The following is a 24,998-nucleotide window of genomic DNA, read 5'->3' on the forward strand; positions in this document are numbered from 1 at the left end:
TCAACTCCCGGGCGGGGCCGTCAACCCTCAACTTTTCCCAGCGGCGCGAGGGTTGACCCATCGACCACCGTGCTCCTAGCCTGGCGGGCGGTTGAATCGTTCAAAGCCCCATCCGTCCTCCGGAGGCTGACGATGCACATCCGCTTACCCGTCGCGCGGCGCCGCCTGGCGCTGACGCTGGCCGCCCTGCTCACCCTGCCGGCCGCACAGTTCGTGGGCGTGCCCGCCGGTGCGGCCGCCGAGACCGACTGCGCCCGCGTGCCCTGGATGAACCACCACAAGTCACCGGCGCAGCGGGCCCGCGCCCTGCTGGCGGCGTCGACGCTCGACCAGAAGCTGCGCTGGCTCGACGAGCAGTCCGCCAACAACCCCGCCCAGACCACGTTCACCACGGCGCGTCCCCGCGAGGTGCCCGCCGACCAGTTCACCCCGATCACCTTCACCCTGCCGGCGCAGGTGGCCTGCACGCCGACCATCCAGTACAGCGACGCGCCCTCAGCGATAGCCGGTGCCGGCGCGGGCGTCACAGTGTTCCCGGCCAACGTCTCGCTCTCGGCATCGTGGGACACCGCGCTGGCCCGGGAGAAGGGCGTCGCGATGGGCCACGAGGCGTGGCGCAAGCAGCGCAACGTGCTGCTCGGCCCCGGCATCGCCAGCGGCCGCGACCCGCGCAGCGGGCGCACCTCCGAGTACCTCGGCGAGGACCCCGTGCTCTCCGGTCTGATGGCGGCCGCGTACAGCCGGGGCGTCGGTGCCAACCCCGCCGAGCCGGTCGAGTCGGTGCTCAAGCACTATGTCGCCAACGAGCAGGAGATCGACCGCAACAACAGCTCGTCCAACGTGGACCCGCGCACGCTGCGGGAGATCTACACGCTGCCGTACGAGATCGCCATCGACCGTGGCGACGTCGGCGGCGTGATGTGCGCGTTCAACCAGGTCAACCACGAGTGGTCGTGCGGCAGCAAGCTCCTGCTCGACCAGATCCTCAAGTGGGAGATCGGCTTCGACGGCTGGACGGTCACCGACTTCGGCGGCCGGCACGGGCTGACCGACGACCCGCCGTCCCTGCGCGCCGGCCTCGACCAGGAGCTCAACGCCTGGCGCTACTGGACCCCGATGGCGATCAAGGACCTGATCTCCGCGGGTACGTTGCGCGTGGCGGATGTCGACGAGGCCGCGTACCGGATCGTCCGGGCGCACATCGCGGCCGGGCTGTTCGACGTGCCGCGGATCGCCGCGCCCGACGCCGACATCTCGACCCCGGCCAGCGTGGCCCTGGCGAAGACGCTGGCCGAGCGTGGCTCGGTGCTGCTGAAGAACGCGGGCGGCGTCCTGCCGCTGACCTCGCGCGCTGACAAGATCGCGGTGATCGGACCGACCGCGGCCAACACGGCCGCGACGGGCGACATCGACGCCTCCAGCGTCTGCCTGCACACCGCGCCGAACATCCCGTGCAGCGCGGCGGCCCCGCTGGACGCGATCACCGCCCGGGCGGCTCCTGGCACCGTCTCGTACGCGGACGGCAGCGACCTGACCGCCGCCGCGGCGACCGCGGCCGCCGCCGACGTCGCGGTCGTGTTCGGCTACTACCAGGAGGGCGAGTTCGCCGACCGGCCGAACATCGCCCTCGACGGCAACGGCGACGCCCTCGTCGCGGCCGTCGCGCAGGCCAACCCGAACACGGTCGTCGTGCTCCAGACCGGCGGACCGGTGCTGATGCCGTGGATCGACGACGTCAAGAGCGTGCTGGAGGTCTGGTACGCCGGCGAGCAGGTCGGCCCCGCGACCGCCGCGCTGCTGTTCGGCGACGCCACGCCGAGCGGGAAGCTGACCCACTCGTTCCCGCGCGCCGAGGCCGACCTGCCCACCGCCGGCCACCCGGACCGCTATCCCGGCGTCTTCGCCGACGGCTCCGTCGTGCGCCCGCCGGGCAACACCGACCCGCGCCAGGTGACCTACGGCGAGGGCCTCCAGGTCGGCTACCGGTGGTACGCCGCGCAGGACGTGGAGCCGCTGTTCCCGTTCGGCCACGGCCTGTCGTACACCTCGTTCGCGTACCGCGACCTGCACGTCGACCACGGCCGGGACGGGGTGCGGGTCCGGTTCAAACTGACCAACACCGGCCACCGCACCGGCACCGAGACCGCACAGGCCTATGTGGAGCTGCCGGCGTCGGCGCACGAGCCGGCGAAGCGGCTGCTCGGCTGGCAACGGGTCACCCTGGCACCGGGCCGCTCGACCACCGTCGACCTGAGGCTGAGCGCGGCCGACCTGGCCGACCTGCACCTGCTGCAGCACTGGGACGGCCGCTGGACCACGGCGAAGGGCCGCTACACCGTTACCGTCGGCGGCTCGTTCGACACCGCACTCACGGACCGCTTCGTCCTACGCTGACGTCATGGACTATCGATCCCTGGCCGCATCGCTCGACCTCGCGGACAAGGTTCGGCTGCTGACCGGCGCGAGCGTGTTCACGCTCGCGCCGGCTCCGGCGATCGGCCTTGCCGAGCTGCGCATGTCCGACGGGCCTACCGGCGTACGCGGGCTGCGGTTCTCCGGCGGCCCGGTGGTGACGCTGTTTCCCAACGCCACCCTGCTCGCCTCCGCCTGGAGCACCGAGGCCATGTACGAGGTCGGTCGGCTGCTGGCCGAGGAGGCGATGGCGCAGCGGATCCACGTGGTCCTCGGCCCGACCATCAACCTGCACCGCTCACCCCTCGGCGGCCGGCTGTTCGAGGCGTACTCCGAGGATCCGCTGCTGACCGGCAAGCTGGCGGCGGCGTACGTCCGGGGGATGCAGGATCGCGGGGTCGGCGCCTGCCTCAAGCACCTGGTCGCCAACGAGTCGGAGACCGACCGCACCACCGTCGACAGCGTCGTCGACGAGGCGACGCTGCGCGAGCTCTACCTGCTGCCGTTCGAGATCGCGGTGGCCGAGGCCGACGCCTGGTCGGTGATGGCCGCCTACAACGACGTCAACGGCGTGCCGGCGACCGAGCACCACCACGTGGTCAACGAGATCCTCAAGGGCGAGTGGGCGTACACCGGGCTGGTCGTCTCGGACTGGTTCGCCACCAAGAGCGCCGCGCCCGCCGCGAACGGCGGTCTCGACCTGGTGATGCCCGGCCCGGCCGGGCCCTGGGGTGACGCGCTCGTGGCGGCCGTCGAGGCGGGCGAGGTGCCCGAGGCAGTGGTCGACGAGCACCTCGAGCGGCTGCTCGTGCTGGCCGACCGGGTGGGCGCGCTCGGCACCCCGCGCACCTGGCCGGCCGCCCTGCCCGCGCCCGACAGCCCGGCCCGACGCACCCAGCTGACCCGCCTCGCGGTGGCCGGGATGACCGTGCTCACCAACCACGACGACGTGCTGCCGTTGGCGCGCACCGGTGGCATCGCGCTGGTCGGCCGGCACGCCGTCGAGACCATCTGCATGGGCGGGGGATCGGCTCAGGTCAACCCGCCGTATCAGGTCAGCATCGCCGACGGGCTGGCCGCGGCGCTGGGCGAAGCGGCGACGCTGACGGTGGCCGACGGGGTCGAGGTCCGGTCGCGACCGGTCAACGCCCGGCCCGGCTTCCTCGCCGACGTGCGGTGGACGCTGTTCGCGGCCGACGGGACGGTGCTCGACACCAGGGACGACGCGACGTCGACGGTGGTCGGTTTCGACGACGGCCTCGCCGGGCAGGTCGCCCGGATCTCGTTCACGGGCCGGTTCGTGGCCGGCGGCCCGGTCGAGGTGGGCGCGATCGGTGCCGGCTCGTGGCGGTTGGCGGTCGGTGACCAGGCGCTGGCGTACGAGCTCACGGTGCCGCCCGGCGGCATCGGCGCGGAGATCCTGGCGCCGCCGGCGGCGACCGGCGTCGTCACCGCCGCGCCCGACGACCTGCTGACCGGCGAGCTCACCGTGACCTCCGGTGCCGGGCCGCTCGGCGGAGTGGGCCGTTACGGCGTGGTCGCCCGGCCGGCGCCGGCCGACCCCGACGAGGTGATCGCGACTGCGGTGGCCGCCGCGGCCACGGCCGACGTCGCCGTGGTCGTCGTCGGCCTCACCGAGGAGGAGGAGACCGAGGCGGTCGACAAGCACACGCTGCGGCTGCCCGGGCGGCAGGACGACCTGGTCAGCGCCGTCGCACGGGTAGCCCGGCGGACCGTGGCGGTGGTCAACGCCGCGACGCCCGTGCTGATGCCGTGGCTGGACGAGGTCTCCGCCGTGCTCTGGGTCGGGCTGCCCGGGCAGGAGGGCGGCCATGCGGTCGCGGCCGCGCTGCTCGGCGACCTCGAGCCGACCGGGCGGCTGGTCACCACCTTCCCGGCGACCGACGACGCGAGCCCGGCCTGGTCGGTGACCCCTGTCGACGGAAAGCTGCCGTACACGGAAGGCACGTTCGTCGGCTATCGCGGCCACCACGCCGGCCGGGCGCCGTCGCCGGCGTTCTGGTTGGGGCACGGGCTGGGCTACGGACGCTGGGCGTACGCCGACGCCTCCTGGTCCGGGACGACGGTGCACGTCACCGTGACGAACACCGGCGCGCGACCCAGCCGCGAGGTCGTCCAGGTCTACTTCGAACCGTCCGAGGTAGACCAGCCCGTGCGGCTGGTGGGCTGGTGGACCGTCCACGTGGAGCCGGGTGCCTCGGTGCCGGTCACGGTGCCCTGCGACAGCCGGCTCTGGCGGCGCTGGGACCTTTCCGCTGGCGAATGGTCCACGTTGGACGACGGACGGCTACTGATTGCCCGGGGACTGGGCGACGTCCGCGCCGCTATCAATCTCTAGGCGGTCGCGAACAGGATGCCGCCCGGGCGCGGGTCGTCCGGTTCGAGCAGCAGCTCGGCGTCGACGGTGAAGCCCGCGTCGCGCAGCAAGTCCCGGACGCGGGCCAGGGGGCGGCGGTACACGTACACGTTCATCGGATGTCCGCCGTAGCCCTCGGTCTTGTGAATCGAGCTGTCACCGACGTGGAAGCCGAGGAGCACCTGGCCGCCGGGCCGCACCACCCGGTGGAACTCGCGCAGGATCGCGGGCAGGTCGGCCTCGGGCACGTGCACCAGGGACCAGAAGGCGAGCAGTCCGGCGAGCGCGTCGTCCGCGAGGTCCAGGGCGGTCATCGTGCCCACCTCGAACCGCAGGCCCGGATGGTCCCGCCGGGCGACCTCGACCATCGCCGGCGACAGGTCGATGCCGTACGCGTCGACACCTCGCTTGGCCAGCTGGGCGGTGACGTGCCCTGGCCCACAGCCCACGTCCGCGACCGGGCCCCCGCCGGCCCGGTCCACGAGGTCGGCGAAGAGCGTGAGAGCCCCGAGCAGGTGGGGCGCGGTGTCGAGGGAGCCGCTCACGAACTCGGCGTAACTCACGGCGACCGTGTCGTAGGAGGTGCGGGTGTCTGCCAGCCAGGTGTCTGTCACCCGGACAGGGTAGTGGTGGGTAGGTTCTGAAGGATGGCGGTGCGAACGGTCGACGCGGTGGTCATCGGTGCGGGGCACAACGGCCTGGTGGCAGCCAACCTGCTGGCGGACGCCGGCTGGGACGTGCTGGTCCTGGAGGCCACCGACACGGCCGGGGGAGCCGTGCGGACGGCTGAGCTGACCGTGCCCGGATTCCACCACGACGTCTACAGCGCGTTCTACCCGCTGGGTGCGGCGTCACCGGTGCTGCGTGAGCTGGAGCTGGAGTCGCACGGGCTCGCCTGGCAGCACGCCCCGGCCGTGCTCGCGCACGTGCTGCCCGACGACCGGTGCGCGGTGCTGTCCCGGGACGTGGACGCGACCGCGGCCTCGTTGGCGGCGTTCGACGAGCGCGACGCTGCGGCGTGGACCGCCGAGGTGCGGCGGTGGCAGCGGATCGGCTCGCCGTTCCTGGACGCGATCATGCGACCGTTCCCGCCTGTGCGGGCAGGTGCCCGCCTGGCCGCCCGGCTCGGCCCGGCGGGTGCGCTGGACTTCGCGCGGCTGACGGTGCTGCCGGTCCGCGACTTCGGCCGCGAGAGCTTCCACGGCGAGGGCGCCCAACTCCTGTTCGCGGGCGGCGCCCTGCACACCGATCTCGGACCCCTGCAGGCAGGCAGCGCCTTGTACGGCTGGCTGCTGGCGATGCTCGGCCAGGACGTCGGGTTCCCGGTGCCGGTCGGCGGCGCGGGCCAGCTGGTCGCGGCGCTGCTGCGCCGGCTGTCGGCCCGGGGCGGCACGGTCGAGTACGGGCGGCCGGTCACCCGCGTGCTGCACGCGCGGGGGACGGCGGTGGGTGTCGAGGACGCGCACGGTGAGCACGTGCGGGCGCGGCGGGCGGTGCTGGCGGACGTGCCGGCGCCCCTGCTGTATTCGCGGCTGGTCGGGCTGGACGCGCTGCCCGCCGGGTTCACCCGGCACCTGCGGCGGTTCCAGTGGGACAGCGCCACGATCAAGGTGGATTGGGCGTTGTCGGCGCCGGTGCCCTGGACGGCCGCTGGCGCGCGCGGGGCCGGGACGGTGCACCTGGGCTCGCTGGCGGGGCTGACCGCCTATGGCTCTTCGCTGGCCAGGGGCGAGGTGCCCGCCGAGCCGTTCGTCCTGATCGGACAGATGACGACCTCCGACGCCAGCCGGTCGCCGGCGGGGACCGAGTCGCTGTGGGCGTACACCCACGTGCCGCAACAGGCCGCCGGCGATGCGGACCGGATGCGGGCCCAGGCGGAGCGGATGGAGGAGCTGATCGAACGCCACGCGCCCGGCTTCCGGTCGTCGATCCTCGGACGGCACGTGCAGCTACCGGGCGACCTGGAGCACGGCAACCCGAGCCTGTTCGGCGGCGCCATCAACGGCGGCACCTCGGCACTGCACCAGCAGCTGTTCTTCCGGCCCGTACCCGGGCTGGGCCGCGCCGACACGCCGATCGACCGGCTCTACCTGGCGGGCTCGTCCGCCCATCCCGGCGGGGGAGTGCACGGTGGGCCCGGGTCCAACGCGGCCCACGCGGCACTGGCCCGCAACGGTGTCGCGGGCTCGGCGTACTCGGCGGTCATCGGCGGATTGCAGCGCCGGCTGTATCGCTGACGTCCCACCACGGGGTCCAGTCGTCGTACACCCAGCTCAGCTTCCGGGCGCGGTTCGCCGGGACCCAGTAGACGCCGACGGCCTCGGCGAACCGGGAGTCGGCGCCTGTGCTGCTCGACGCCAGCAGCTCGGCCGAGCCACGGACCGCGACGGCCCACATCAGCGCCCGGCCGTTCATGCGCGCGTCGTCGAGGCCCTTCGCCGCCGACCGCAACGCCCGACGACCCGCCGGCGTCAGCCACGGTGCCCGCAACAGCAGCCAGCCGACGACCGCGCATGCGCCGGTCACCACCAGGAGGCCGGCGGTGGCGGGGCGGGCCGCCTCGGCCCGGTTGCCGAACAGCGAGAGCAGCCGGACGACGCCGAACGCCGCGGCCAACCAGAGCGGGGTGGTGGTCACCTGGAACCAGCGCCGCCGCTCGGGCGACGAGAGCAGCCCGCGCCGGACGAGCTCGTCGTGGAGCGCACCGGCCGCGGCCCGTACGTCCCGGTCGGCCAGGGCTCGCGGCCAGCTCGAAGGCTCCCGCAGCCGGCGATGGATGGCGGCCATCAGCGGCGGCGCACCGGCGGGGAGCGGACCGGTCACGTCGAGGACCGAGCCGGGTCCGAGGTTGATAGCGCCCTTGCGGTGCAGGCCGACCGCGCAGGTGAGGGTGGCGAGGTGGAAGCCGCCGTTGAGGTACGCGAGATGGATGGCGCCCAGCTTGCGGCGGCCCGGGTCGCCGCCGGGCCAGAGCCACACCACCGCCCGGGCCGCCAGCGAGACCACGAGGGCGGCCGCGGCCAGGGCGCCGTAAAGGAGCACGAGCGCCATTGTGCGGTGTGTGCGCACCTCCGGCTCACCCGTGGTGGGCCAGGTTCACGACGACGGCGGCCACCACGGTGACGAAGAAGACGCCCCACCCGACGAGCTTGCGGGAGCCGACACGCAGGTGGGCGACGAGCGCGAGGACGAAGTAGAGCACGAGACCCACGGAAGCGAGGATCCCCAGGAGGGGTACGGCGAACCCGACCAGCAGCCCGACGGAGCCCAGCGCGAGGAACGTGCCCAGCATCGGCATCCAACTGTGCGGCAGGCGCTTCATGTCGAGCTGCGCCTTGGGGTAGTCGTGGCCGATCAGGTAGGTGGCCGCGGCGATCGCGGTGAAGACCGAGGCGAGCACGGTGACGGTGACGTAGGCGGCGAACATGCCCAAAGGACGGTGCGGCCACCCGGTTCGTGTCACGCCGTGACCCGGGTCACACGGAACCTCCCGGCGGTGACCGGTCCTCTTATCCGGTGAGGGGGTCGCCATGGCCGCGCGGTCGGATCGGGAACGCGAGTTCGGCGAGTTCGTCGCGCTGCGCTACGCCGACCTGGTGCGCACCGCGGTGTTGCTCACCGGCGACCGCGGGCACGCCGAGGACCTCGTGCAGCGCGCGCTGCTGGCGGTGTTCCGGTCGTGGGACCGGCTCGACCGGCTCGCCAACGCGGAGGCCTACACCCGCACGACCATGGTGCGCCTCGAGTCGCGCTGGTGGCGGCGCCGGTGGCGGGCCGAGGTGCCGACCGAGCGGTTGCCCGACCGCCCGATCGGCGACCACGCGGCCGGCGTCGACACGGCGGAGGTAGTACGCCAGGCGTTGGCGTCGCTGCCGTGGGCGCAGCGGGCGGTGCTGGTGATGCGCTATTTCGAGGAACGGTCCGAGGCGGAGATCGCCGAGGTGCTCGGCTGCTCACCGGGCACGGTGAAGAGCCGCGCCAGCCGCGGCCTGGCGGCGTTGCGCGCCGTGGTGGACATCGAGGGGGTGTCAGGTCGTGAGCGACGAGGCTGAGTCGGTGCGCGCGCTGCTGACCACGGTGGCCGAGCGCGGTGCTGGGGAGCGTCTCGTCCCGCCGGTCGCCGAGCTGATCGGGCGGGCGCGACGCGCCCGCCGCCGGCGCCGGGCGTTCTCCTTCGCGGCCGTGCTCGCGGTGGCGGCCGCGATCGCGCTGCCGCAGGCGATCCCGGACCGGGCGCCCGCCGAGCAGCCGTGGCCGGGCTACCCGGCGACCGGCCCCGGCACGGCGGCCGCGCTGGCGGCGGGGCACTGGACCCGGCTGCCCGAGGCGCCCATTCCGGGCCGGACCGGTGCGGCGGTCGTGTGGACCGGCTCCGAGATGCTGGTCTGGGGTGGCCGGGTGGGCGACTCGGCGCGCTCCGACGGGGCCGCCTACCGGCCGGCCGACCGCCGGTGGACGGTCCTCCCAGAGGCGCCGCTGACACCGCGCACCCAGATGGCGTACGCGTGGACCGGCACTGTCCTGTTCGTCTGGAGCGAGTCGGACGGCGCGGTCTACGACCCGGTCGCGCGAAGCTGGCGGCTCGTGCCGACGTCGCCGCTGTCCTGGCGCACGGGCCCGACGGCGGTCTGGACCGGTCGCGACGTGCTGGTCATCGGCGGCTGGACGGACGACGGACGACCCCTCGCCGACGGGGCCGCCTACGACCCGGCCACCGCGCGGTGGCGGCCGCTGCCGGCACTCCCGGTGGCGTCCGACCACCCCGTGACCCGGCTGGTGCCGCTGGCGGCGTCCGACCAGGTCTACGTGTGGGCGACCTGGGCGCATCGGGTGAACACCTCCGAAAACAGCTTCGAGACGACGTTCGGGATGGACCTGTTCCGGCTCGACACCCGCACGGACACGTGGTCGACACCCGTGGCGTCCGGCGAAGCACCGACCGGTGTGGATCAACCCGTGTGGACAGGGCACGAGATCGTCGTCCCGGCCGCGATGCCGTACCGGCCGGGCTCCGGCCCCGTCGGCGTCGGCTTGCGGGGCGGCCGCCTCGACCCGGCCGGCGGACTCTGGCGACCGATCACCCACGGCCCGGTCGACGACCTGCGTGGCCAGTCCGTCTGGACCGGCGCGGCGCTCGTCTCGTTCGGAAACGGCGCGGGAGCGGCGTGGGACCCGACCACGGACCTCTGGAAGGGGTCCGTCGGCGCCGACCATCGAGAGCTTCGCGATGGTCTGGACGGGCACGCACCTGCTGATCTGGGGCGAGCAGACCGAGGCCGCCAGCTTCGGAAGCTGACCGTCCTAACCGTCGGGGCACCGCCGGTCAGGCGGCTGGTCTTCCGCATCTTGCGGGATCCCGAGCGGGTCAGCCCGCCTCGGAGACCGTCTTCAGGCGGCCGAGGCCTTTCTCGAAGTCCGGTCCGATCATCTGGTCCATCGACTTGAAGAGACCCATCAGGCGGATGCCGAAGCTCTTCGGGCCGATCATTGTCCACGTCACCCGGGAACCGTCGGCGGCTGGCTCGACCTGGAAGATGATCTCGTTGCGGGACTTGAAGGGCTTCTCGAAGGCCAGGTCGATTGTCACGTCGGACGGCTCCTGCGCCGACACGATCTCCATGCGGCCCACGCCGGCCTGCCGGTTGCCCGACCACGAGTAGGCCGCGCCCGGCCCGGCCGGCGCGCCCGAGTATTCGCGATGCAGCGCCGGGTCGACATCTTCCCACGGCGACCACTGTGTCCAGTTGTGAAAGTCCGCGATCTTCGCGTAGACCCGCTCCGGCGGAGCCGCGATCTCGATCGAGCGCACCACGGTATAGGTTTCGGTCACGGCCCGTCAGCGTACGCCCGAATCAACGTCCATGGTGGAGTTTCACCCTAAGGCGCTTCCAGGTAGTTCAGGACCGCGAGCACTCGGCGGTTGTCGTCCTGATCTGGGAACAGACCGAGCTTCCCGAAGATGTTGTTGATGTGCTTGTTGACCGCCTTCTCCGTCACGCCCAGGCGGCTCGCGATGCCCGCGTTGGCGCGGCCCTCGGCCATCAGCCGTAGCACCTCGCGCTCGCGCGGCGTCAGGCGGGCGATCGTCTCCTCCTGGCCGCGCCGGGAGAGCAGGTCCGCGACCACGTCCGGGTCCAGGACGGTGCCGCCCGCGGCCACGATCCGGACCGCCTCGACGAACCGGGCCACGTCGGCGACGCGGTCCTTCAGGAGATAGCCCAAGGCGCCCTGGCCGTCGGACAGCAACTCGCGCGCGTAGAGCACCTCGACGTGCTGGGAGAGGACCAGGACCGGGAAGCCGGGGGTACGCGCCCGCGCCTGCGCCGCCACCCGCAGCCCCTCGTCCGTGAACGACGGCGGCAGCCGGACGTCGACGATCGCGACGTCGGGCGACAGGTCCGCGATGGCCGTGCGGAGCTCCGGGGCCGTGGCCGCCGTGGCCACCACCGTCTCCCCGTACGCGGTCAGGATCCGGGCCAGGCCGTCGCGGAGCAGGGTCTGGTCCTCGCCGATCACGACCCGCACGGCACCTCCATCGCCAGCACCGTCGGGCCGCCGGGCGGGCTCGTCACGGCCATCCGGCCGTCGAACGCGCCGAGTCGCTTGCACACCCCGGCCAGGCCGCCGGCCGGTGGGATGCCGGCGCCGCCCGTGCCGTCGTCGCCGACCTCGACCACCAGGTTCTGGGCGCGGGCGCGCAGGTTGACCCAGGCGCGGGTCGCGCCGCTGTGCTTGGTGACGTTGGCCAGCGCCTCGGCGATCGCGAAGTAGAGCGCGGCCTCGACCGGTGCCGCGGCGCGTACGCCCGGATCGGCGAGGACCGTGGTCGGCACGGGGAGCACCACCGCGAGGGCGCGCACCGCCTCCACCAGGCCGCGTTCGGCGAGCACCGGCGGATGGATGCCGCGGACCAGGCGGCGCAGGTCGGCGAGCGCCTGGCCGCTCGTGTCGCGGGCCTCCGCCAGCAGGGCCTCGGCCTTGTCCGGGTCGGTGCGGATGAGCTGCTCGGCGAGGCCGATAGTCATGCCGAGCGCCGCGATCCGCGCCTGGGCGCCGTCGTGCAGGTCCTTCTCGATCCGGCGGAGCTCGGCGGCGCCCGAGTCGAGCGCGTCGGCCCTGGTCACCTCCAGCCGGTCGACGCGGGCCTCGAGGGCGTACCGGGGCGGGCTGAGCAGCGCGGCGCTGAACCGGGCGTGCAGGTCGAGGAACGCGGGCGCGCCGGCGATCAGGACCGCCACCGCGAGCACGCCGATGCCCACCGCGACCGACCAGAACTGGTGCTCGGTGCCGACCGTGAGCACCACCGGGGCGATCACCAGGCCGAGGCCCGCCCACGCGCTCAGGGCGACCGGTACGAGGCCCATCGCGGTGCCGACCGGGACGTTGAGGATCAGCCAGAGCAGGTCGCGCCAGGTCGCCGGGTCGAGCACCTGACGGAGGCCGTGCGCCGGACCGCGGTAGGGGCGGTCGATCCGTACCCCGGACCACGCCCGGCCGCGTTCCCGCTGCTCGTCGGCGTAGCGCCGGACGGCCGCGACCGCGCGGGGTGCGAGCAGCAGGCCGATGCCGAGGGGCAGGAGGGCGATCGAGAGGACGGCGGCCAGGAACAGCGGCAGGCCGCCGAGCGAACGCGCCGCGAGCTCGAGACCCCGCAGGCCCGCCTGGCGCGCCGCGGCGATCCGGTCTTCCCACTCCATCGTCCGCCCATTCTCCCGCGCCGCGGCGCCGGTGTCGGTAGGGGAAACCCCACCTTCGTCCCCATCGATCCGGGTCGTTTTGTGTGGGCCGTCGACATATCGACCCACACCCATCCGCTCGTAGGTTTTGCACCTCGCCGCGGTGTGGCACGCGACACAGAGAGGGAGGCGCGATGGTCGGGACGGTGCTCGCCACCCACGCCCTGACCCGGGACTTTCGGGGTTTTCGGGCGGTCGACGGTGTCGACCTGGCCGTCGCGGCCGGCACCGTGCACGCGCTGGTCGGCCCGAACGGCGCGGGCAAGACTACCTTGTTCAACCTCCTGACCGGATTTCTGCGGCCCACCTCGGGCCGCATCGAGGTGGGTGGCCGGGACATCACCGGGCTGCCCCCGGAGCGCATCGCCGGGCTCGGTGTGGCCCGCTCGTTCCAGATCACCAGCCTGTTCCCGATGCTGTCGGCGCGGGAGCACGTGGAGCTCGCGCTCCAGGGCCGGGGCCGGCTCGGCTGGCGGTTCTGGCGGTCGGCGAAGCTGCTCGGCCGGTTCCGGGACCGGGCCGACGAGCTGCTCGCCATGGTGGGGTTCGAAGAGCTGGCCGAGGTCCCGTCCGACGCCCTCCCGTACGGCCGGAAACGCGCCCTGGAACTGGCCCTCGCCCTGGCCCTCGACCCGGTCGTGCTCCTGCTCGACGAGCCGACCGCCGGGATGGGCCTGGAGGACGTCGACCGCACCGTCGACCTGGTCGACCGGGTCCGCGCCGGGCGCACCGTGGTGCTGGTCGAGCACAACATGAGCGTCGTCGGACGGCTCGCCGACCGGGTCACCGTGCTGCAGGGCGGCCGGGTGCTCGCGGAGGGCGCCTACGACGAGGTGCGGGCCGACGAACGCGTGATCACCGCCTACCTGGGAGCACCTGATGCTGCGGGTTGAGGGACTCGCTGCCTGGTACGGCGAGGCCACCGTGCTGCGCGACGTCGCGTTGACGGTCGCACCCGGCGAGGTGGTCACGCTGGTGGGCCGCAACGGCGCCGGCAAGTCCACGTTGCTGCGCTGCCTGATGGGCCTGCACGCGGGCCAGCGCGGCACGGTCACCTTCGACGGTCGCGACCTCGGTCCACTGCCGGCGCACCGGCGGGCCCGGCTCGGGCTCGGCTGGGTGCCCGACGACCGGGGCGCGTACGCCTCGTTGACCGTCACCGAGAACCTGACCCTGCCGCCCGCGGTCGGACCGGACCCGTGGTCGCTGGAACGGGTCTACGAGAGCTTCCCCGTGCTGCACGAGCGCCGGGACTCCGCGGCCACCCAGCTCTCCGGCGGCGAGCAGCAGATGCTGGCGCTGGCCCGGGTCCTCCGGATGGGCGCCCGGCTGCTGCTCTGCGACGAGCCGACCGAGGGGCTCAGCCCGCTGCTGGTGGCGCGGGTCGGCGACATCATCCGGCAGGTCCGCGACCAGGGCACCGCGGTGCTGCTGGTCGAGCAGAACCTGCGCTTCGCGACCGGGGTCGCCGACCGCCATCACCTGCTGGCCGAGGGCCGGGTGGTGGAGACCCTCCGCAACGAGGAGGTGCGCGAGCGCGAAGGCGAGCTGCTCACGTACCTCGGCATCTGAATCGAGCGCTTTGGAGGCGGGTCAATGAATAGACGTGTTGGTGCGGTGGTGGTCGGCGCTCTGCTGCTCGCCGGTTGCGGCGGTGGCGGGCCGCAGAGCTCGGGCGACAGCAAGCTCTCCGGCGACCGGATCGTGCTCGGGGTGCTCAACGACCAGTCGGGTGTCTACTTAGCACTGTCGGGGACCAACTCGGTCAAGGCCGTGCAGATGGCGATCGCCGATTTCAAGGCCAAGCACGGTGGTGACGCCATCACCGACGACATCACGGTGGAGACCGCCGACCACCAGAACAAGCCCGACGTGGCCAACACCAAGGCCGCCGAGATGTACGACCGGCTCGGCGTCGACGCGATCCTCGACGTGCCCACGTCGTCGGCGGCGCTGAAGGTGGCCGACGTGGCCAAGGAGAAGAAGAAGCTCTACTTCAACATCAGCGGCGCGACCACGGACCTGACGGGCAAGTCCTGCAACAGGTACACGTTCCATTACGCGTACGACACGTACATGCTGGCCAACGGCACCGGTAAGACGGTCACCGAGCAGGGCGCCAAGAACTGGTACATCGTCTACCCGAACTACGCGTTCGGGCAGGACATGGAGAAGAGCTTCTCGACCGCGGTGACCGGGGCGGGCGGCACCATCGTGGGCAAGGACGCGACGCCGTTCCCCAACGACAACTTCTCCACGTTCCTGCTCAAGGCGCCGACGCTGAACCCGAAGCCGGACGTGCTCGGCACCATGCAGGCCGGCGGCGACCTGGTCAACCTGGTCAAGCAGTACAACGAGTTCAAGCTGCGGGAGAAGGGCGTCGGGCTCTCGGTCGGCCTGATGTTCCTCACCGACATCCACTCGCTGACCCCGGCGGCGCTGGCCGGCACCACGTACACCGACGCCTGGTACTGGAACTTCGACGCCGAGAACCGGGCGTTCGCCGACCGGTTCCTGAAGGAGACCGGGTCGCGGCCGACGTTCGCGCACGCGGCGAACTACTCGGCGGCGCTGCAGTATCTGGAGGCGGTGCAGGCGGCCGGCACCGACGACGCGGACGCCGTGGTCAAGCAGCTCGAGGGCAAGAGCATCAACGACGTGTTCCTGCGCAACGGGAAGATCCGGGCGGAGGACCACCGGGTCATCCACGACGCGTACCTGGCGCAGGTGAAGCCGGCCGCCGAGGTCACGGAGGACTGGGACTACGTGAAGATCCTGAAGACGATCCCCGCCGATTCCGCTTTCCGCACCCCTTCGGCCGACTGCAAGCTATGAGCTCTTTCCTTCAGCACACGTTCGACGGGTTGGTGAGCGGGGCGTTTCTCGCCCTGCTCGCCCTCGGGCTCGCGGTCATCTTCGGGATGCTGCGGGTGGTGAACTTCGCGCACGGCGCGTTCTACATGCTCGGCGCGGTGGGCACCTACCTGCTGCTGACCGAGTTCGGGGTGCCGTTCTGGTGGGCTCTGCTGATCGTGCCGGTGGTGCTGGGCGCGCTGGGCATGGGCGTCGAGCGGGCTTTCGTCCACCGGCTGGCCCGGCTCGACCCGCTCTACAACTTCCTGCTCACCTTCGGCCTCACGCTGGTGCTGCAGGATCTGGTCAAGCTCCGGTACGGGACGCAGTCGAGCCCGTACGCCACACCGTCCGCATTGGACGCGACCGTCGACTTCGGACTGTTCGACTTTCCGGCGTACCGCGTGTTCGTCCTGGCCTTCGCCGTCGTGGCCTGTGTCGCGGTCTGGTGGCTGCTCGGGCACACCCGGGTCGGCATGGTGGTGCGGGCCGCGACCGAGCATCCGGAGCTCAGCCGGGCGCTCGGCATCGACGTCGGGCGGTGGGTGACCCCGGTGTTCGGCTTCGGGATCGCCCTCGCCGGCGTCGCCGGGGTGCTGGCCGCGCCGATGCGGGCGGTGAACCCGCTGATGGGCGCCGACCTGGTGATCGTGGTGTTCGCGGTCGTGGTGATCGGCGGGCTCGGCTCGATCTTCGGCTCGGTGGCCGCCGGCTTCGGCATCGGCCTGGTCCAGGCCTGGGGAGAGTCCTATCTGGACCGGTGGCCGATCGTGGCACAGACGTCGGTCTTCGTCATCATGGCGGTCGTGCTGCTGTGGCGCCCGGCGGGGTTGTTCGGGCGCGAGGAGGCTCCGGCATGAGCGTGGCCACCAAGTCGCCGTCGCTCGTCCGCGCGGCCGCCCGGGCACCCCGTCGCCTGCGTTGGGCGTTGCTGGTCATCGGCCTGGCGATCGCGTTGTGGCTGCCCAACGGGCTGTATCCGGCCGTCGCGGTCGACATGCTCTGCTGGGCGCTGTTCGCGGTGGCGGTCGACCTGCTGCTCGGCTACACGGGCCTGCTCTCGTTCGGCCATGCGGCGTTCTGGGGCACCTCCGCGTACGCCACCGGTCTGGTCGCCATCCACCTCGGCGTGCCGTTCCCCGTGGCCGTGCTGTCGGGCGCGCTGGTCGCGGCGGTCCTGGCGGTGCCGATCGGATACCTGGCCGTGCGGCGCACCGGCATCTACTTCGCGATGGTGACGCTGGCCTTCGCCCAAATGATCTACTACATCGCCAACAACCGGCGCGGCCTGACCGGCGGTGAGAACGGCCTGCAGAGCGTGCCGCGGGAGCTGTTCGGGCTGGACCTGACGGACGCGTACTACTTCTACTACGCGGCCCTGCCGGTGGTGCTGCTCGGCCTGTGGGCGGCGTGGCGGATCGTCAACTCGCCGTTCGGCCGGGTGCTGGTCGGCATCCGCGACAACCCGGCGCGGGCCCGGGCGCTGGGCTACCCGGTCCACCGCTACAAGCTGCTGGCGTTCGTGCTCTCGGCCTTCATCGCGGGCCTTGGGGGCGGCCTGTTCGCGATGGCACACCGCTTCGTCACCCTGGACACGCTGCACTGGACCACCTCGGGCAAGGCCGTGGTGATGGTGGTCCTGGGCGGCATCGGCACGCTGTGGGGCGGTGTGCTGGGCGCGGGGCTGCTGGTGCGGCTGGAGGACTGGCTGTCCTTCTCGGGCTTCGAAGCGGTCGGCCTGGTCACGGGCGGCCTCTTCGTGGTGGTGGTGCTGGTCTTCCGGCGAGGCCTCTGGGGAACGGCCGCCGAGCTGCTCCGCCGCCGGTCAGGCCTGCGCCGTGTCCGTGGAGGCGAGCAGGGCTAGCTCGCGGGCCAGCTCGTCCTCGGTGGTGACGCGGGAGGTGAACGGCAGGCGCACGTCGTGGTGGCCCTGCCGTCGCTCGGCGCGGACCGTCAGGCCGTCGGCGTCGATCGCCACCGCTGCGAGCCGCGCGTGCGGCGGGCGCCAGCCGACCGGGAGGCTCAGGCGCTCGACGCCGGGGCCGTCGGGACCGACGAGCTGGTGCAGGTAGGTCGCCTCGACGGCGGCGACGGGATCGGGCTGGGCAGCGCGGTAGGCGGGGAGCGACACGTCGCCGGCGGCGGAATGCCGCTCCAGGTGCACGCCGACCGGTTCGACGGCCCACAGCGCGACGGGGGGCAGGTCGAGCAGCGCCGCGATGGTGGTCGCGTCGCAGTCGTCGAGAGCGGCCGGATCCAGCGCTCGCACGGTGCCGGTGACGGTGAGCCGGGCGCGTACCCGGCAGCGCACCCGTACCGGCACCACCGAGGTCACGTGGAGTCGCACGCCGCCGGGGCGGCCGCGGGCGGCGACGAGCTGGCCACCGATCGGTGTCATGGCGTCGACCGCGAGGGCCACGGAGCCGTCGGGGAGCACGGCGTGTGCGGCCACGAGCTCGGAGGCAGTCTCGCCGGTGCGCAGCAGCAGTGAGCTGGACAGCGCGACAACGGACCGTGCGGCGACCGCGTCGCTGGCGGGAACGCCGTCCGACGTCCGGCTGGCCTGCGGCGCCATGCGGCCTCCTTCGTCGGGATCAGGCAGGCGTCAAGCTTAGCCTTACCTAACTCCCGATGGGAAGGAGGCCGTCCCTGGTCAGGCCGGCTGGTAGGTCAGGCAGTCGCTGACCGTGGCACCGGGACCGATCTTGACGGACTTGGCCGTGCACGCCAGGTTGGTGTTGTGCACACACTGCGTGCGCGCGCAGGCCCCGACGCTACCCTGGACGTCGGCGATGCCGCCGCGGACCGAGGACTCGACGAAGGTCGCGCAGGAGGCGGAGTCGCCGGCTGAGGCGACGGTCACGGCTGGGGCGTGACAGCCGCCGTCGTTGAAGCTGCAGGCGGTGGCGGCGCATTCACGGACGGCTGGCATCTGCAAGAGAGTTCTCATTGTGACGTCCTCCGTTTATCTCAATTGTGCGCGCCTATGAACCAGGCCGCGACCAACGGTATCAACAAATGGCTGGGAGCACACTCGCAACGATCCGCGCCACGCTGAATGAGGCCGCATAACCGCAGGTCAAGGCCCTGTTCGGGAAATGCGAAAGATTGGACCAGAAAAGCGGCTGGGGCAGTTGTGGTGACCATTAGCAGGTAAGCCTAGGCTAATTCAGGAAAGGCAACGCTAACCCTTTTCCGAGCGCCGTCCGGGCGGACGTTGTGGGTCAAATCACCTATCCAGGAGTTTATGGCACCGATACCCGTACGAAACGTCGCCGCGTGACGCTGGTGGAGACGAGGGAAGGGGGCGCCATGCAGCCGCGCAGCGGTATCGCGCTCGTCGCGCACGACAGTTGTAAGCAGGACATGGTCGACTGGGCACGGTTCAACCGCAAGACGCTGTCCGCACACCGCCTCTACGCCACGGGTACGACCGGCGGCCGGCTCGTGGACGAGGTCGGGCTCGCGGTCACCCGGCTGCGCAGCGGCCCGCACGGCGGCGACCAACAGATCGGCTCGCGAATCGCCGAAGGCGACGTGGACCTGCTGATCTTCTTCTGGGATCCGCTGACGGCCCAACCCCACGAGCCGGACGTACGCGCCCTGCTGCGGCTCGCGGTCCTGTCCAACATCCCGGTCGCGTGCAACCGCGCGACGGCCGACTTCGTCATCTCGTCGCCGCTCCTGACGGGTCGCGACCCGTGGACGACGGAGCTCGTACCCGCCTGACAGACCTCGAAATCCGCGCTGATCTATGCCAGGTTGGTGGGGATGACGAGACGCGGTTGGTGGGTGGGCATCGGCGCGGCGGTCGCCGTGGTGCTGGTGGTCGGCGTGGTCTGGTGGGTGCGCGCCGGGTCGGGCTCGGGTGAGCGGCTCACCGCGGCCGGCCGCGAGCTCAGCAAGGACGGCGTCAGCGTGGTGGTGCCAGCGGCCTGGCCGAAGAACCGGCTGGAGTGCGGCACGCCCGTGGCCGACACCTATGTGCTCGACCCCGGCGCCGTGCCGACGTGCGCGCTGAGCCCGGAGCCGAAGGTCAGCTACGTGGCGCTGCGCGACTCGGAGCTGGCCGCGGACCCCGCGAACGCCGCGGCCACGACGCCGGGCGAGGTCGGGGGAGTGCCGGTGCGCACCGGGGAGGGTGTCCTGCCGGACGGGCGTACGCGGTGGCTGCTGGTGGTTCCGTCGCGCGACATCGTGGTCGAGGTGGTCTCGGCCGACCCGGCCCTGGTCGCGTCGATCTCCGAGTCGGTGCGGGTCGGCTAGTCCGGCGGAGCGCCGAGGCTCCGCCGGACCGGTGGGTGTCAGCCGACGGTGATGGTGAACCCGGTGTGGCCGACGATCTGCGTCAGATCGGCGAAGTAGAGCCGCCAGAAGCACGTCGTCGCGATGCCTGTGCAGGTGGCCGGCTTGCTCGGGTCCGCGGCCGACTGCACGCCGAGCGCGATGACCCGGTTCGGGTCGCTGTGCAGGCGGAAGACCGGCCCGCCGCTGTCGCCCTGGCCGACCGCGTTGGCCCGGTCGTCGCGCTGCGCCTCGACGCCGTTGCTGACGATGGTGCCCGCGTCGAGGGCGTACGTGACCCACTTCAGCGTGATGCGCAGGCTGCAGCGGACCCCGGAGTAGCTGCCGGACTGGCAGACGTACTGGCCGACCTCGGGCGGCGCCCAGCCGGCGACGCCCTTCGAGAACTCGCCGATGCCCTGACCGGTCGGGTCGACGCCGCCGTCGTAGATGCGGCCGCGGTGGTCCGACACCGGGATGAACAACGCCTCCAGGTCGGCCTTCTTGTAGTTGGCCGTGCCGACCGCGATCTTCGGGAAGTAGGTGCCGAACGGGGTGGTGAACGCGTTGCCTGTCGAGCCGCAGTGCCCGGCGGTGAGCAGCACGTTCTGGTTGTTGCGCCGGCCCGCGAACGCGGTCGTGCAGCGCGCGACGGTGTTCGGGTTGATCTGTCGTTCGATCGTCGAGCCGCCCCAGAACGGGACGGTGTCGGCCCATCGGCCGGTCGGTGTCGGCGCGTCGCCGACCTCCACCGACGTGGGCATCGAGGTCAGCGTGCGGGCCGCCGCCATCCGCGTCGTCGACGTGACCCGGACCCGCAGGCCGCTGCCGTCGGCGAGCGGCGCGGCCAGGACGACGCCGGACGCGGTGCCCGTCGTGACGAGCCGGGTGGCCTCGGCCTTGAGCTCACGCAGCGCGTACGCCGCGGGAACGATTTTGACCGGGACGCGCTGCCGCACCTGCCTGACGACGGTGCCGACCGTGGCGGACGGCGTGCCCTTCCAGTAGAGGCGCAGCTCGGTCGAGCCGACGAGCTCGATCCCGGCGAAGTTGGACCGCTCCTCGTCGACCACCGCACGGATCCTCGTGGCGGCGTCGACCAACGGCCGTTGACGTTCCTGGAGCTCGTCGACGGCGCCACCACCGGGCCCGGGCTTGGGCGCGGCCGAAGCCGGCCCGGTGACGCTGACCAGCGTCACGATCGCCACGGTCGTGGTGACCAGCGCGCTGCGTACGGCGCGCGACACGGACGTGGAACTCACTGCCAAGACGGCCCCCAACCACTCATCGAGCGTGAATTCATGAGTGGAAGAGTATCGATGTCTGAGAGCGCTCCACGTACCGGCGACGGGATTGGTGCTTAATGACCGATCTTCGGGAGTCAGTACTCGACGGAGCGGGTGCCGAGGCGTTCCTCCAGGTCGCCCGGCTGCTGCAGGCCGGCGGCGAAGGCGTGCTCCGCCCAGGCCTGGTAGCGCGGGCCGCCGATCCGGTCCGCGAACGCGGCGGACTGCGGCGGGAACTCGCTGTCGTCGGGCAGGGTGATGGTGTCCACCCAGCCCTTGAGCTCGGCGAGGGTCCGGCGGTCGAAGGTCGCGACGCGGCGGGCGAAGGCGGTTACGAACGCGTCGAGCTCCGCGTCCGGCACGGCGCGGTTGACGTAGCCGTACCGCTCGGCCAGGTCGCCGTCGAAGTCCTCGGCGCCGGCCAGGATCTCCAGGGCGCGGCCGCGTCCGACGAGGCGGGGCAGCCGGGCCGGCGCGCCGCCGCCCGGCGGGACGCTGCCCGCGCCCATCTCGAACTGGCCGATCAGCGTGCGTTCCCGGCTGGCGAAGCGGATGTCGGTCGCCAGCAGGAACTCGCTGCCGGCACCGCGCGCCCGGCCCCGGATCTTGCTGATCGTCAGGACGGGCAACTTGCTCACGCGTACGCAGACGTCGACGAAGGGCTGCTGCCCGGTCGGCGGCGGCGGTTGGTCCGCCAGGGCGGACAGGTCGTCGGTCAGGTCCCAGTGCGCGATGAAGTAGCCCGGGAGCGCGCTCTCGAACACGATCACGGCCAGGTCCGGGTCGTTCTCGGCGGCGTCCAGCAGCGCGCGCAGCTCGATGACGAGCTGTGCGCCGAAGACGTTGACCGGCGGGTTGTCGAACGAGGCGCGCCAGAACGACGGCGACTCCTTCGTGATGCGCAGCTGCGCCATGTGGATCACCCCTCGGGCTGGGTGGGCGGTACGACCACGTCGATCAGTCCGGTGTGGACGTCGTAGACGAGGCCCGACACCGCCAGCGCGGGCGGAAGGGCCCGCCGCATGAGGTCCACGTCGATCCGGACCGAGGCGTACGGGTCCAGGACCGCCTTCGTCGGTAGGTCGGCGGCCGGGATCTCGAAGTACTCGGCCAGCAGATCCGGGAAAGCGGCCAGATCCGTGATCCCGCAGTCGGTGTGGTGGAGCACCACCAGTTGGGCGCCGGCCCGGGGCTGCCCGGCGCCGCGCGCCTGCGCCACCTTCGCCAGCATCGCCCAGGAGCGCAGGGCTCCCGGCGTGACGCGACCGCCGACGTTGCGCATGATTACGGCGTCGCCGTTGGCCAGGCCCAGCACGTGGGCGGGGTCGACCCGCGGGTCCACGCAGCCGATGACGCGCAGGCTGCCCGTCGACCGGAGCGGGGCATCGACGAACGCCTCGCTGGCGGCGAAGGCCGCGTTCCGTCGGACCAGTTCGTCAGTGTCGATCACAGCAGACTCCCTGAACGTGTCGTCTCGATCGTAGCCAGGTCCGCACAAACAGAATGCCTGCTCTGTTTAGTGGCCGTAATCACACCTGGCAGGCGCGGGTGCGCGAGAGATACTGGTCCGGGCACAAGGCATGACGAAGGGGTCGATGATGCGGGTGCTGATGGTCGCGCCACCTGGTGCGGGCAAGGGGACGCAGGGCGCGGTCATCGCCACGCACTTCGGCATACCGCACATCGCCACCGGTGATCTCCTGCGGGACCATGTGGCGCGCCGCACCCCGCTGGGCCAGGCCGTCCAGGCGCGCCTGGACCAGGGCGAGCTGGTGCCCGACGACATCGTCCTCGACATGGTCCGGGAGGCGCTGGCCGAGGCGGCCGCGACGGGCGGCGGCTACGTGCTCGACGGCGTGCCGCGCACCATGGCGCAGGCGCGGGCCACGTACCAGATCGCGCTGGAGCTCGGCATGACCGCGGACGTCGCTCTGCACCTCAAGGCCGACGACCGGGAGCTCGAACGGCGGCTGCTGGCGCGCGCGGCGCTCGAGGGCCGGTCCGACGACACCGTGGAGACCATCCGCCGCCGGCTGCGGGTCTACCACGAGCTGACGCACCCGATCGTGGCCTGGTACGGCGACCGGGGCATCCTCGTCACCGTCGACGCCATGCGCCCAGCGGACCAGGTCGGCCGCGAGATCCTCGCCGCACTGGAGGTCATGCGCTCCTTTGTGGACCGCTCGCCTGAAGAGCCCCGGCGCGCCGTCGACCTCAGCGGCCTCGGCGCCGCCTTCGGCGAGCTAGGCGCAGCGCTCCCGTAGGGTCGGCACTCCCGGGCCGGTCAGCTCTTCGCAGTAGACCGCGCGGCCGGCCATGGCCATCGTGAGCGCGAGCGTCGTGCCGCTCACCATCGGGCCCGTGCCGGCCGCGAAGGGCCCGTCCGTCGCCTCCAGACGCAGGCCCTTGACCAGGGTGCGGCTGTTGACCGTGAAGTCGCGGCCGGCGAAGAACCGCGCGACCTCGGTGACGGTCGCCACCGGCGGCGTGTGCGACAGCCCGAGCGGCCGGCGGATGTCCTCGCCGTGCACGACCACCTCACCGAGCCAGGCGGCCGTGTCCCGGGTCGGGGCCGTGGTGCTGGTGACCACCTGGCGGAACCGCTCGAGGGTCTCCGCGGGGGTCGCGCCGCGATGCTCGGCCAGCCGCCGCTGGTTGTGCACGTCGGCGTCGAAGCGGGCACCCACGATGCTGACCAACCAACGCGCCATCGTGATGCTCGCGCCCGCCGTCAGGTGGGCGACCACCTCTTCGACGACCCAGTCGCCGCACAGAGTCGGGTGGGCCCACTGCTTGTCGTCGAGACCGGCCAGGTCGGCGGCGAGAGCGGCGCGCTCCGTGTGGACGGCGGGCCAGAGCGTCGCGGAGCCGCGAGCCATCGAGTCCTCCACTGTCACGGGCCACGCCGGGGCTTCGGCGCCGCCGGCCCGATCGTGTCACACCTGGGCGGCCGGCTGGGCCCCCGCGACGGGGATGTCCCGTCGATGGTGACGACCGGTGGGCGGCGGCTCGTCGGCGTCGTCCAGGTGGAGGTCGAACGGCGTCCGTCTCTTGTGCCGGCGGCCGGCGAGGTAGTAAGCGGCCAGACCCAGGAGCGCCCACGCCACGAGTACGGAGATGGGTCGCGCGATGGCGGCGCCGTCGAAGAAGGAGACGTTGCGGAGCAGGGTGCCGGTCGCGCCGGGCGGCAGGAGCTGGCCGAGGGCGCCCCAGGGATGGGGCAGCATCTCCGGCGCGCTCGACTGGCCGGACAGCGGGTTGCCCAGCAGGATCAGCGTCAGCGCGGCGATGGCGATGCCGCCACCGCGCAGCAGCCGTTCGAAGCCCAGGACGAAGTAGCACGTGGCGGCGAGCCCCAGCGCGGCGGCGGCGGAGGTGGCCCAGTAGTTGGTGTCGAACGTGCCGATCGCGAAGAGCGTTCCGCTGAGCACGAAACCGCCGGCGACGCCGAACACGGCGGCCGCTATCAGGCGGTGCCAGGCGCCGACGATCAGGGAGATGATCCCCATCGCGGCCAGCCAGCCGCCGAGGGCGATCGGCAGCGCCCCGGCCGCGAGGCCGAGCCCCTTCGGGTCGCCGGTGCTGAGCGGTCGCAGGTCGTGCACGGTCACCGGCAGCTTCATGGTCGTGCCGAGCTGTTGGGCGACCTGGGTGAGGGAGGTGGCGACGGCGGAGCTCGCGGCGGAGGCGATGTCCAGGGTCAGGCCGTCGTCGTCGACGACGAACGCGCCGTACACGTCGCGGTCGAGGATCTCGCGCTCCGAGACCGCCGCGGAGGTGACCATGCTGACGTCGAACGCGCCCGGGGCGGCCTGGTCCAGCGTCGCCTTCAGCTGGGCCCGCTGGGGGCCCGCAGCGGCGATCGGGACGTCCTTGACGGCCGTGTTGGCGCCCGGTAACGCGAACGCCGTCAACAGGATGACCATCACTATCAACAGGCCGCCGACGGTGACCGCGATCTTCCGGGCCGTGCTGTGCCCGGCGGGTCCGGGGCCTGCTGCGGCTGACAACGCCATGCTTCGACTACCTCCGTGCTTAGATACTGATCGT

At 72.3% G+C, this 24,998-nt stretch carries 26 protein-coding genes; 13 read left to right on the forward strand and 13 right to left on the reverse strand.

Features of this window, described 5'->3' with window-relative positions; translation table 11 throughout:
• Window positions 1-132 precede the first annotated feature (132 nt).
• A complete protein-coding gene (locus tag CHC05_RS22755; RefSeq protein WP_089252095.1) occupies window positions 133-2,394 on the forward strand; it encodes a beta-glucosidase in 2,262 nt (753 codons plus the stop codon).
• Between the two features lie 4 nt (window positions 2,395-2,398).
• Window positions 2,399-4,771, forward strand: a complete 2,373-nt coding sequence (locus CHC05_RS22760; RefSeq protein WP_089252097.1) for a glycoside hydrolase family 3 protein — start codon at window positions 2,399-2,401, stop codon at window positions 4,769-4,771.
• On the opposite strand, the gene CHC05_RS22765 is transcribed toward CHC05_RS22760, so the two are convergent.
• Window positions 4,768-5,403: a class I SAM-dependent DNA methyltransferase gene (locus CHC05_RS22765; RefSeq protein WP_089252099.1), complete on the reverse strand. Its 636-nt coding sequence runs from the start codon at window positions 5,401-5,403 to the stop codon at window positions 4,768-4,770. The genes CHC05_RS22760 and CHC05_RS22765 overlap by 4 nt on opposite strands.
• A gap of 39 nt (window positions 5,404-5,442) precedes the next feature.
• Between CHC05_RS22765 and CHC05_RS22770 the strand changes: the two genes are divergently transcribed.
• On the forward strand, window positions 5,443-7,026 hold the full coding sequence (locus CHC05_RS22770) for a phytoene desaturase family protein (protein WP_218824657.1): 1,584 nt from the start codon (window positions 5,443-5,445) through the stop codon (window positions 7,024-7,026).
• Here CHC05_RS22770 and CHC05_RS22775 read toward each other — a convergent pair.
• Window positions 6,992-7,840 carry a TIGR04222 domain-containing membrane protein gene (locus tag CHC05_RS22775; protein WP_089252103.1) on the reverse strand — a complete coding sequence of 283 codons (849 nt, stop codon included), beginning with the start codon at window positions 7,838-7,840 and terminating at the stop codon, window positions 6,992-6,994. The two genes, CHC05_RS22770 and CHC05_RS22775, sit on opposite strands and share 35 nt — an antisense overlap.
• Before the next feature lie 25 nt (window positions 7,841-7,865).
• A complete protein-coding gene (locus tag CHC05_RS22780) occupies window positions 7,866-8,216 on the reverse strand; it encodes a DoxX family protein (protein WP_089252105.1) in 351 nt (116 codons plus the stop codon).
• A 103-nt stretch (window positions 8,217-8,319) separates the two neighbouring features.
• On the opposite strand from CHC05_RS22780, the gene CHC05_RS22785 reads away from it, so the two are divergent.
• Together CHC05_RS22785 and CHC05_RS22790 are read left to right on the forward strand one after the other, a co-directional pair.
• Complete coding sequence (locus CHC05_RS22785; RefSeq protein ID WP_089252107.1) at window positions 8,320-8,841, forward strand: SigE family RNA polymerase sigma factor; 522 nt, start codon at window positions 8,320-8,322, stop codon at window positions 8,839-8,841.
• Window positions 8,825-10,234, forward strand: coding sequence for a Kelch repeat-containing protein (locus CHC05_RS22790; protein ID WP_089252109.1), 1,410 nt, complete (start codon window positions 8,825-8,827; stop codon window positions 10,232-10,234). Before CHC05_RS22785 ends, CHC05_RS22790 begins: the two co-directional genes overlap by 17 nt.
• Here CHC05_RS22790 and CHC05_RS22795 read toward each other — a convergent pair.
• Genes CHC05_RS22795 through CHC05_RS22805 form a run of 3 tightly spaced genes read right to left on the reverse strand, consistent with a single transcriptional unit; the run spans window position 10,155 to window position 12,486 of the window.
• On the reverse strand, window positions 10,155-10,619 hold the full coding sequence (locus CHC05_RS22795; protein WP_089252111.1) for an SRPBCC family protein: 465 nt from the start codon (window positions 10,617-10,619) through the stop codon (window positions 10,155-10,157). The genes CHC05_RS22790 and CHC05_RS22795 overlap by 80 nt on opposite strands.
• Window positions 10,620-10,666: 47 nt before the next feature.
• A complete protein-coding gene (locus CHC05_RS22800) occupies window positions 10,667-11,314 on the reverse strand; it encodes a LuxR C-terminal-related transcriptional regulator (protein ID WP_089252113.1) in 648 nt (215 codons plus the stop codon).
• Window positions 11,302-12,486: a sensor histidine kinase gene (locus CHC05_RS22805; protein WP_089252115.1), complete on the reverse strand. Its 1,185-nt coding sequence runs from the start codon at window positions 12,484-12,486 to the stop codon at window positions 11,302-11,304. The genes CHC05_RS22800 and CHC05_RS22805 overlap by 13 nt, the downstream gene beginning before the upstream one ends.
• A gap of 173 nt (window positions 12,487-12,659) precedes the next feature.
• Between CHC05_RS22805 and CHC05_RS22810 the strand changes: the two genes are divergently transcribed.
• The 5 genes from CHC05_RS22810 to CHC05_RS22830 are packed head-to-tail and all read left to right on the forward strand — an operon-like array spanning window position 12,660 to window position 17,242.
• Window positions 12,660-13,418 (forward strand): ABC transporter ATP-binding protein, encoded by a 759-nt coding sequence (locus CHC05_RS22810; protein WP_089252117.1) that lies wholly within the window; start codon window positions 12,660-12,662, stop codon window positions 13,416-13,418.
• On the forward strand, window positions 13,405-14,097 hold the full coding sequence (locus tag CHC05_RS22815) for an ABC transporter ATP-binding protein (protein ID WP_089252119.1): 693 nt from the start codon (window positions 13,405-13,407) through the stop codon (window positions 14,095-14,097). Before CHC05_RS22810 ends, CHC05_RS22815 begins: the two co-directional genes overlap by 14 nt.
• A gap of 24 nt (window positions 14,098-14,121) precedes the next feature.
• Entirely contained in the window at window positions 14,122-15,360 is a 1,239-nt protein-coding gene (locus tag CHC05_RS22820) for an ABC transporter substrate-binding protein (RefSeq protein ID WP_089252121.1), read from the forward strand.
• Window positions 15,357-16,238 carry a branched-chain amino acid ABC transporter permease gene (locus tag CHC05_RS22825; RefSeq protein ID WP_089252123.1) on the forward strand — a complete coding sequence of 294 codons (882 nt, stop codon included), beginning with the start codon at window positions 15,357-15,359 and terminating at the stop codon, window positions 16,236-16,238. Before CHC05_RS22820 ends, CHC05_RS22825 begins: the two co-directional genes overlap by 4 nt.
• Entirely contained in the window at window positions 16,235-17,242 is a 1,008-nt protein-coding gene (locus CHC05_RS22830; protein ID WP_089252125.1) for a branched-chain amino acid ABC transporter permease, read from the forward strand. The genes CHC05_RS22825 and CHC05_RS22830 overlap by 4 nt, the downstream gene beginning before the upstream one ends.
• On the opposite strand, the gene CHC05_RS22835 is transcribed toward CHC05_RS22830, so the two are convergent.
• Both CHC05_RS22835 and CHC05_RS22840 read right to left on the reverse strand, forming a co-directional pair.
• Window positions 17,204-17,953 (reverse strand): DUF2470 domain-containing protein, encoded by a 750-nt coding sequence (locus tag CHC05_RS22835; RefSeq protein WP_089252127.1) that lies wholly within the window; start codon window positions 17,951-17,953, stop codon window positions 17,204-17,206. The two genes, CHC05_RS22830 and CHC05_RS22835, sit on opposite strands and share 39 nt — an antisense overlap.
• A 78-nt stretch (window positions 17,954-18,031) precedes the next feature.
• Entirely contained in the window at window positions 18,032-18,328 is a 297-nt protein-coding gene (locus CHC05_RS22840; RefSeq protein ID WP_089252129.1) for a DUF1540 domain-containing protein, read from the reverse strand.
• 329 nt (window positions 18,329-18,657) lie between these two features.
• On the opposite strand from CHC05_RS22840, the gene CHC05_RS22845 reads away from it, so the two are divergent.
• Window positions 18,658-19,107: a methylglyoxal synthase gene (locus tag CHC05_RS22845; RefSeq protein WP_218824638.1), complete on the forward strand. Its 450-nt coding sequence runs from the start codon at window positions 18,658-18,660 to the stop codon at window positions 19,105-19,107.
• A 42-nt stretch (window positions 19,108-19,149) separates the two neighbouring features.
• Complete coding sequence (locus CHC05_RS22850; RefSeq protein ID WP_144022717.1) at window positions 19,150-19,644, forward strand: hypothetical protein; 495 nt, start codon at window positions 19,150-19,152, stop codon at window positions 19,642-19,644.
• Between the two features lie 38 nt (window positions 19,645-19,682).
• Here CHC05_RS22850 and CHC05_RS22855 read toward each other — a convergent pair whose 3' ends face one another.
• The 3 genes from CHC05_RS22855 to CHC05_RS22865 form a co-directional block, all read right to left on the reverse strand.
• Entirely contained in the window at window positions 19,683-20,924 is a 1,242-nt protein-coding gene (locus CHC05_RS22855; RefSeq protein WP_144022718.1) for a trypsin-like serine protease, read from the reverse strand.
• Window positions 20,925-21,043: 119 nt separating this feature from the next.
• Window positions 21,044-21,862 (reverse strand): enoyl-CoA hydratase/isomerase family protein, encoded by an 819-nt coding sequence (locus CHC05_RS22860; protein ID WP_089252294.1) that lies wholly within the window; start codon window positions 21,860-21,862, stop codon window positions 21,044-21,046.
• Between the two features lie 5 nt (window positions 21,863-21,867).
• Window positions 21,868-22,398: a carbonic anhydrase gene (locus CHC05_RS22865; RefSeq protein ID WP_218824639.1), complete on the reverse strand. Its 531-nt coding sequence runs from the start codon at window positions 22,396-22,398 to the stop codon at window positions 21,868-21,870.
• Window positions 22,399-22,528: 130 nt separating this feature from the next.
• Between CHC05_RS22865 and CHC05_RS22870 the strand changes: the two genes are divergently transcribed.
• Complete coding sequence (locus CHC05_RS22870) at window positions 22,529-23,212, forward strand: adenylate kinase (protein ID WP_089252137.1); 684 nt, start codon at window positions 22,529-22,531, stop codon at window positions 23,210-23,212.
• Here the strand turns inward: CHC05_RS22870 and CHC05_RS22875 are convergent.
• Together CHC05_RS22875 and CHC05_RS22880 are read right to left on the reverse strand one after the other, a co-directional pair.
• Window positions 23,192-23,827: a maleylpyruvate isomerase family mycothiol-dependent enzyme gene (locus tag CHC05_RS22875; protein WP_245871159.1), complete on the reverse strand. Its 636-nt coding sequence runs from the start codon at window positions 23,825-23,827 to the stop codon at window positions 23,192-23,194. The genes CHC05_RS22870 and CHC05_RS22875 overlap by 21 nt on opposite strands.
• A 57-nt stretch (window positions 23,828-23,884) precedes the next feature.
• Window positions 23,885-24,964: a hypothetical protein gene (locus tag CHC05_RS22880; protein WP_089252141.1), complete on the reverse strand. Its 1,080-nt coding sequence runs from the start codon at window positions 24,962-24,964 to the stop codon at window positions 23,885-23,887.
• Window positions 24,965-24,998: the final 34 nt, after the last annotated feature.

The organism is Asanoa hainanensis (genome assembly GCF_900188485.1).
GTDB lineage: Bacteria > Actinomycetota > Actinomycetes > Mycobacteriales > Micromonosporaceae > Asanoa > Asanoa hainanensis.